Genomic DNA, 8389 nt, shown 5'->3' on the forward strand with positions numbered 1-8389 from the left:
AGTTCCTCGGCCGCCTCGACTTCCAGGTGAAGGTGCGCGGCTTCCGCATCGAGCTGGGGGAAATCGAAACCACCCTCGAGCTGCACCCCCTCGTGCGCCAGGCCGTCGTCGTGGCACGCGAGGACTCTCCGGGCGACAAGCGCCTGGTCGCATACGTCGTGTCACCTGCCTCGGAGCAGCCGCTCACCGCCGCCGCCCTGCGCGACTTCCTCCAGCAGCGGCTGCCCGAGTACATGGTGCCCTCGGCCTTCGTCTCCATGGAGGCATTGCCCCTCAACTCCAGTGGCAAGCTCGACAGGAAGGCCCTGCCGCCTCCCGGTCTCCAGGGCTTGGAGGAGAGCGGCTCCTACGTCGCTCCGCGCACGCCCACCGAGCAGCTCCTGGCCTCCCAGTGGAGTCTGCTGCTGGGGGCGGCTCGCATCGGAGCCCGCGACAACTTCTTCGAGCTGGGCGGCCACTCCCTGCTGGCCACCCAGGTCATCTCGCGCATCCGCACCACCTTCGGTGTGGACCTGCCCATCAGCGCTCTCTTCGAGTCGCCCACCCTCGAAGCCCTCGCCGCCTCCATCGACGCCCTCGCGCGTGAGGGGCTCGGGCCGAAGCTGCCTTCCCTCCAGCCCGTCGAAAGGACAGGCGCGCTGCCGCTGTCCTTCGCCCAGCAGCGCCTGTGGTTCCTCGACCAGCTCGTGCCCGGCAGCGCCCTGTACAACATGCCCGCGCCGCTGCGCCTGGAGGGCACGCTGGACACGGCCGCGCTGGAGCGCAGCCTCACCGAGCTCATCCGCCGTCACGAGGTGCTGCGCACCTCCTTCCCCTCCGAGGCTGGCCAGCCCCTCCAGGTCATCGCGCCTCCCGCGCCCCTGTCCCTGGAGCGCACCGACCTGAGCGCCCTACCCGCCGCCGCCCGTGAGGCCGAGGCCCACCGGCTCATCGAGGCTGAGTGCCGCAAGCCCTTCTCGCTCGCGCACGGCCCCATGCTGCGTGCCTTGCTGCTGAAGCTCGACGAGCAGCAGCACGTGCTGCTGCTCAACCTGCACCACATCAGCTCCGATGGTTGGTCCATGGGAGTGCTGGCGCGTGAGGTGGCGGCGCTCTACGAGGCCTTCTCGCAAGGCCACCCTTCGCCCCTGCCCGAGTTGCCCGTCCAGTACGCCGACTTCGCGGCCTGGCAGCGCCAGTGGCTCCAGGGAGAAGCCCTCGAAGCGCAGTTCTCCTACTGGCGTCAGCAGCTCGCCAGTGCCCCCCAGGTGCTGGAGCTGCCCACCGACAGGCCCCGTCCCGCCACCCAGTCCTACCGTGGCGCCAACCTCGCCCGGCTCATGCCCAAGGCGCTGTCGCAAGCGCTCGCCGCGTTCTGCCAGCGCGAGGGCGTCACCTCCTTCATGGCCCTGCTCGCAGGCTTCCAGTCCCTGCTCTCTCGCTACTCCGGGCAGACGGACATCGTCGTGGGTACCGACATCGCCGGCCGCACCCATGCCGACACCGAGGGCCTCATCGGCTTCTTCGTCAACCAGCTCGTCCTTCGCGGCAACCTCTCGGGAGACCCATCCTTCCGCGAGCTGTTGGGACGCACTCGCCAGGCCGCGCTCGGTGCCTACGCCCACCAGGACGTCCCCTTCGAGGAGCTGGTCCGCGTGCTCAACCCAGAGCGCAACCTCGCCCACGCCCCCATCTTCCAGGTGAAGCTCGTCCTGCAGAACGCGCCCGCCACAGAGCTGCGCGTGCAGGGGCTCACCTTCCGCGGCGCAGAGAACGACACCGGCTCCTCGAAGTTCGACCTCACGCTCGCCATCAACGAGACCCCCGAGGGCCTGGCCTGCCTCTGCAACTACAGCACTGACCTGTACGAGGCCGACACCATGGCCCGACTCCTGGAGCACCTGCAGGTGCTGCTGGAGGCGGCCGTCGCCAACCCCGATACGCGCCTGTCCGCCCTGCCCCTGCTCTCCGAGGCCGAGCGCCAGCGGGTCCTCGTGGACTGGAATGCCACCCACGCGGAGCTCCAAGACACCAGCGCCCATGCCCTCATCGAGGCTCAGGCGCGGCGCACCCCGGAGGATCCCGCTGTCCAGATGGGCGAGCGGACCCTCACGTACCGCCAGCTCGACGAGCGCGCCAACCAGCTCGCTCACCACCTGCGTTCCCTGGGCGTCGGCCCCGAGGTCCTCGTCGGCCTGTGCGTCGAGCGCTCTCCGGAGCTCGTCGTCTCCATCCTCGCCGTCCTCAAGGCCGGCGGTGCCTGGCTCCCCCTCGACTCCTCCTACCCCACCGAGCGCCTCGCCTTCATGCTGCGCGACGCGCGGCCTCCCATCCTCATCACCCAGGAGCACCTCGCCGACGAGCTCCCCGTCCAGAATGAGCTGCTCGTCCTGCTCGACTCCGAGTGGGACTCGCTCATCGCACGCCAGCCCACTCACGCCCCTGACGTGCGCGTGCTTCCCGACAACCTCGCCTACGTCATCTACACCTCCGGCTCCACCGGCAGGCCCAAGGGCACCCTCTTGCGCCACCGCGGCCTGTGCAACACCGCACGGCGCACCATCGACGCCATGCGCCTGCGCCCAGGCAGTCGCGTCCTCCAGTTCGCCTCCATCGGCTTCGACGCCTCCGTCTGGGAGACGCTTCCCACCCTCATGGCCGGCGCCGCGCTGCACCTGGCCTCCCGTGACGAGCTGATGCCCGGCGCTCCGCTGCACCAGCTGCTCCGCCAGCGCTCCATCACCGCCGCCACCCTCACCCCCTCCGTGCTCGCCCAGCTCGAGCCTCAGGGCCTCGAAGCCCTGGAGACGCTCACCTCCGCCGGCGAGGCGTGCACCTCCGAGCTCGTCGCGCGCTGGAAGCCGGGGCGCCGCTTCATCAACGCCTACGGCCCCACCGAAACCACCATCTGCGCCACCCTCGACTCCGAGGTGGAGGCGGGGCGCGTCACCATCGGCCAGCCCTTCGACAACGTGCGCGCCTACGTCCTGGACGCGCATCTGCGCCCGGCGCCGGTGGGCGTGCCGGGAGAGCTGTTCGTCGGCGGCGCAGGCCTGGCTCGCGGCTACCTCGGACGTCCCGAGCTCACCGCCGAGCGCTTCATCCCCAACCCCTTCTCCTCAGCGCCCGGCGAGCGCCTCTACCGCACTGGCGACAAGGTGCGCTGGCTCGCGGACGGCCACCTCGAATACCTCGGCCGCATCGACTTCCAGGTGAAGTTGCGCGGCTTCCGCATCGAGCTGGGCGAAATCGAAGCCGTCCTCTCCTCCCACCCCTCCGTGCGCGAAGCCGTCGTCGTTCTCCGCGAGGACAGGCTGGTGGCCTACGCCGTCCCACAGCCGGAACACTCCCTCGACGCCACCTCGCTGCGCTCCTTCCTCCAGCAGCGGCTGCCCGAGTACATGGTGCCCTCCGCCTTCGTCTCCCTCGCCGCACTGCCGCTGACGACCAGCGACAAGGTGGACAGGAAGGCCCTGCCCGCTCCCGACGGAGCGCTCGCGGCTGGCGTCGAGTTCGTCGCTCCCCGCAACGAGACGGAGCAGCGACTCGCCGCCCTCTGGAGTGAGGTGCTCCGCGTCGAGCGCGTGGGCATCCACGACAACTTCTTCGAGCTCGGCGGCCACTCGCTGCTGGTCACCCAGGTTGTCTCTCGCATCCGCGCCTCCCTCGGAGTGGAGTTGCCCCTGTCCACCCTCTTCGAGGCGCCCACCCTCGAGGCACTCGCCAGGACCGTGGAGACCTCCACCCAAGCGGCGCGAACGCTCGCCCAGCCGCCTCTGCGGCCCGTCGAAAGGACAGGCGCGCTGCCGCTGTCCTTCGCACAGCAGCGCCTGTGGTTCCTCGACCAGCTCGTGCCCGACAGCGCGCTGTACAACGTGCCCGCTCCGCTGCGCCTGGAAGGCACGCTGGACACGGCTGCCCTGGAGCGCAGCCTCACCGAGCTCGTCCGCCGTCACGAGGTGCTGCGCACCTCCTTCCCCTCCGAGGCTGGCCAGCCGCTCCAGGTCATCGCGCCTCCCGCGCCCCTCCCCCTGGAGCGCGCCGACCTGAGCGTCCTGCCCGCCGCCGAGCGCGAGGCCGAGGCCCGCCGACTCATCGAGGCCGAGTGCCGCAAGCCCTTCTCGCTTGCCCGCGGCCCCATGCTGCGTGCCTTGCTGCTGAAGCTGGCCGACACCGAGCATGTGCTGCTGCTCAACGTGCACCACATCAGCTCGGATGGTTGGTCCTTGGGCGTGCTGGTGCGCGAGGTGGCGGCGCTCTACGAGGCCTTCTCTCAAGGCCAGCCCTCGCCCCTGCCCGAGCTGCCCGTCCAGTACGCCGACTTCGCGGCCTGGCAGCGCCAGTGGCTCCAGGGCGAGGCGCTCGAAGCGCAGTTCTCCTACTGGCGCCAGCAGCTCGCGGGCGCACCCCAGGTGCTGGAGCTGCCCACCGACAGGCCTCGTCCCGCCACCCAGTCCTACCGTGGAGCCTCCCTCTGGCGACTCATGCCCAAGGCGCTGTCGCAAGCGCTCGCGGCGCTCTGTCAGCGCGAGGGCGTCACCTCCTTCATGGCGCTGCTCGCAGGCTTCCAGTCCCTGCTCTCTCGCTACTCCGGGCAGACGGACATCGTCGTCGGCACGGACATCGCCGGCCGCACCCATGCCGATACCGAGGGCCTCATCGGCTTCTTCGTCAACCAGCTCGTCATGCGCGGGGACCTCTCCGGGGACCCCTCCTTCCGCGAGCTGCTGGGACGCGCTCGTCAGGTCGCGCTCGGTGCCTACGCCCACCAGGATGTCCCCTTCGAGGAGCTGGTCCGCGTGCTCAACCCGGGGCGCAGCCTCGCCCATGCACCCCTCTTCCAGGTGAAGCTCGTCCTGCAGAACACTCCGATCACCGAGCTGAAGCTGCCCGGCCTCGCCTTCCGAGGCGTGGAGGGCAACACAGGCGCGGCGAAGTTCGACCTCACGCTCGCCATCAACGAGACGCCCGAGGGCCTGGCCTGCATCTGCGACTACAGCACCGACCTGTACGACACCGACACCATGGCTCGGATGATCGAGCACTTGCAGGTGCTGCTGGAGGCAGCCGTCGCCAACCCCGACACGCGCCTGTCCTCGCTGCCCCTGCTCACCGAGGCCGAGCGGCAGCGGGTCCTCGTGGACTGGAATGCCACGGACGCGGAGCTCCAGGACACGAGCGCCCATGCCCTCATCGAGGCTCAGGCACGGCGCACCCCGGATGCTCCCGCTGTCCAGATGGGCGAGCGGACCCTCACGTACCGCCAGCTCGATGAGCGCGCCAACCAGCTCGCTCACCACCTGCGCTCCCTGGGCGTAGGCCCCGAGGTCCTCGTCGGCCTGTGCGTCGAGCGCTCCCCGGAGCTCGTCGTCTCCATCCTCGCCGTCCTCAAGGCCGGTGGTGCCTGGCTCCCCCTCGACTCCTCCTACCCCACCGAGCGCCTCGCCTTCATGCTGCGCGATGCGCGGCCTCCCATCCTCCTCACCCAGGAGCACCTCGCCGACGAGCTGCCCGTCCAGAGTGAGCTGCTCGTCCTGCTCGACTCCGAGTGGGACTCCCTCATTGCCCGCCAGCCCACGCACGCACCCGACGTGCGCGTGCTGCCAGACAACCTCGCCTACGTCATCTACACCTCCGGCTCCACCGGCAGGCCCAAGGGCACCCTCTTGCGCCACCGCGGCCTGTGCAACACCGCACGGCGCACCATCGACGCCATGCGCCTGCGCCCAGGCAGTCGCGTCCTTCAGTTCGCCTCCATCGGCTTCGACGCCTCCGTCTGGGAGACGCTCCCCACCCTCATGGCTGGCGCCGCGCTGCACCTGGCCTCCCGTGACGAGCTGATGCCCGGCGCTCCCCTGCACCAGCTGCTCCGCCAGCGCGCCATCACCGCCGCCACCCTCACCCCCTCCGTGCTCGCCCAACTCGAGCCCCAGGGCCTCGAAGCCCTGGAGTCCCTCACCTCCGCTGGCGAGGCGTGCACCTCCGAGCTCGTGGCTCGCTGGAAGCCGGGGCGCCGCTTCATCAACGCCTACGGCCCCACCGAAACCACCATCTGCGCCACCCTCGACTCCGAGGTGGAGGCGGGACGCATCACCATCGGCCAGCCCTTCGACAACGTGCGCGCCTACGTCCTGGATGCCGGGTTGCGGCCGGCTCCGGTGGGCGTGCCGGGAGAGCTGTTCGTCGGCGGCGCTGGCCTGGCTCGCGGCTACCTCGGACGTCCCGAGCTCACCGCCGAGCGCTTCATCCCCAACCCCTTCGCTTCCGAGCCCGGCGAGCGCCTCTACCGCACCGGCGACAAGGTGCGCTGGCTCTCTGACGGCCACCTCGAATACCTCGGCCGCATCGACTTCCAGGTGAAGCTGCGCGGCTTCCGCATCGAGCTGGGCGAAATCGAAGCCGTCCTCTCCTCCCACCCCTCCGTGCGCGAAGCCGTCGTCGTCCTCCGCGAGGACAGGCTGGTGGCCTACGCCGTCCCACAGCCGGAACACTCCCTCGACGCCGCCTCGCTGCGCTCCTTCCTCCAGCAGCGGCTGCCCGAGTACATGGTGCCCTCCGCCTTCGTCTCCCTCACGGCACTGCCACTGACGACCAGCGACAAGGTGGACAGGAAGGCCCTGCCCGCTCCCGACGGAGCGCTCGCGGCTGGCGTCGAGTTCATCGCTCCCCGCAACGAGACGGAGCAGCGACTCGCCGCCCTCTGGAGCGAGGTGCTCCGCGTCGAGCGCGTGGGCATCCACGACAACTTCTTCGACCTCGGCGGCCACTCACTGCTGGCCACCCAGGCTGTCACCCGCATCCGCTCCGCCTTCAACGTGGAGTTGTCCCTGCAGGACTTCTTCGAAGCGCCCACCGTGGCCGAGTTCGCCCTCAACATCCTGCGGCTCACAGCGCAGGTGAATCTGGAGGACCTTGAGTCGATGATGGCGCAGTTGGATGAGCTGGACGACGAGCAGGTGCAGAAGCTGCTCGCCTCCGAATCCTTCTCCTCGGATGAAGCGGACCCCAAGGAGTGAGGACCCCATCACCATGACCACGCCAAGGAAATCCGCCCTTCCTCCCGGGCCCAAGCGCAACTGGCTGCCCCGGTTCGGCATCGTGCAGGTGAAGGACGCACTGGAACAGCTCGCCCAGGAGCGGCAGAAGTACGGCGACATCGTCTGCCTGCCCATGAACCATGGCCCGACCTGGCTGCTGTCGCACCCGGACCATGCGCAGTACGTGTTGGCGGACAAGGCCAGCAACTACCCGTCCATGGTGGGCGAGAATCCGGATCCGCTGCTGGGCCGTGGCCTGTTCGTCAGCAACGGGGACTTCTGGCGCCGCCAGCGACGCATGGTGCAGCCGTCCTTCCACCGCCCGCGGCTGGCCCGGATGGTGGAAGGGATGGTGCGGGACGCCCAGCAGCACGCCGAGCGCTGGGCGCCCCAGGCCGCCACGGGTGCGCGGCTGGAGCTGCTGGAGCAGATGCGCCGGTTGGTCATCACCATGCTCGGCAACTCCATCTTCTCGGAGGACGCGCGCGCGAACCGGGCCTCGCTGCGCGAGGGCATGGACACCCTCGGGCACCTGCTCCACGGCCCTCCCCGCACACTGCTGGACGTGGTGAAGGGCCTGCTCGGCCAGCATCGCGCGCAGATGAAGCGCTTCTTCAATGCCATCGAGCAGGTCAACACCGACATGTATCGCCTGATCGCCGAGCGCCGTCAGTCCCCCGCCGGCAGGGACGACATGATGACGATGTTGATGGACGCTCGGGACACGCAGGGCGCGGCCATGACGGACACCGAGCTGCGTGACGAGCTGGTGAACCTCTTCATCGGCGGGTACGAGTCCACGTCCGTGGCGCTCACGTGGATTCTGTACGAGGTGGCACGCAACCCCGAGGTGGAGCAGCGCGCGCGGGGGGAGCTGGCCACCGTGCTGGGAGGACAGCCGCTCACGGCCGAGAGCCTCCAGTCCCTCCCCTACACACGCGCGGTGGTGGAAGAGGCGCTCCGCATCCACCCTCCCGCGTGGACCTTCATGCGCCGGGCGCTGAACGAGGATGAGATCGACGGCTACACCGTGGCTCCGGGCACGAAGATGCTGATCTCCCCCTACCTCCTGCACCGGCATCCCTCGTTCTGGACCGAGCCCGAGCGGTTCCTCCCCGAGCGATTCCTCCCCGAGCAGAAGGAGGTCCGGCACCGTTACGCCTACCTCCCCTTCGGTGCTGGCCAGCGGCAGTGCGTCGCCAACGGCTACACCGTGACGCTCCTGACCGTCGCTCTCGCCACACTGCTTCAGCGCTGCCAGTGGCGCCTGGTGCCAGAACACCCGGTCGTCGCATGGGCCGCCACCACCCGCCGCCCGCGTCACGGTGTGCTGGCCACGCTGCACGCCGCCCCCCAGGTCGCCTGAGCACCCG

The 8389-nt window shown here is 69.8% G+C and carries 2 protein-coding genes; both read left to right on the forward strand.

Translation table 11 applies throughout. From position 1 onward, the window contains the following. The coding region (locus G4D85_RS44190; RefSeq protein WP_164020351.1) for a non-ribosomal peptide synthetase at positions 1-6995 on the forward strand (6995 nt) is incomplete at its 5' end. 13 nt (positions 6996-7008) lie between these two features. Further along, positions 7009-8382, forward strand: coding sequence for a cytochrome P450 (locus G4D85_RS44195; protein ID WP_205525977.1), 1374 nt, complete (start codon positions 7009-7011; stop codon positions 8380-8382). Positions 8383-8389 lie beyond the last annotated feature (7 nt).

This window comes from Pyxidicoccus trucidator (assembly GCF_010894435.1).
In the GTDB taxonomy this organism is placed as follows: Bacteria; Myxococcota; Myxococcia; order Myxococcales; family Myxococcaceae; genus Myxococcus; species Myxococcus trucidator.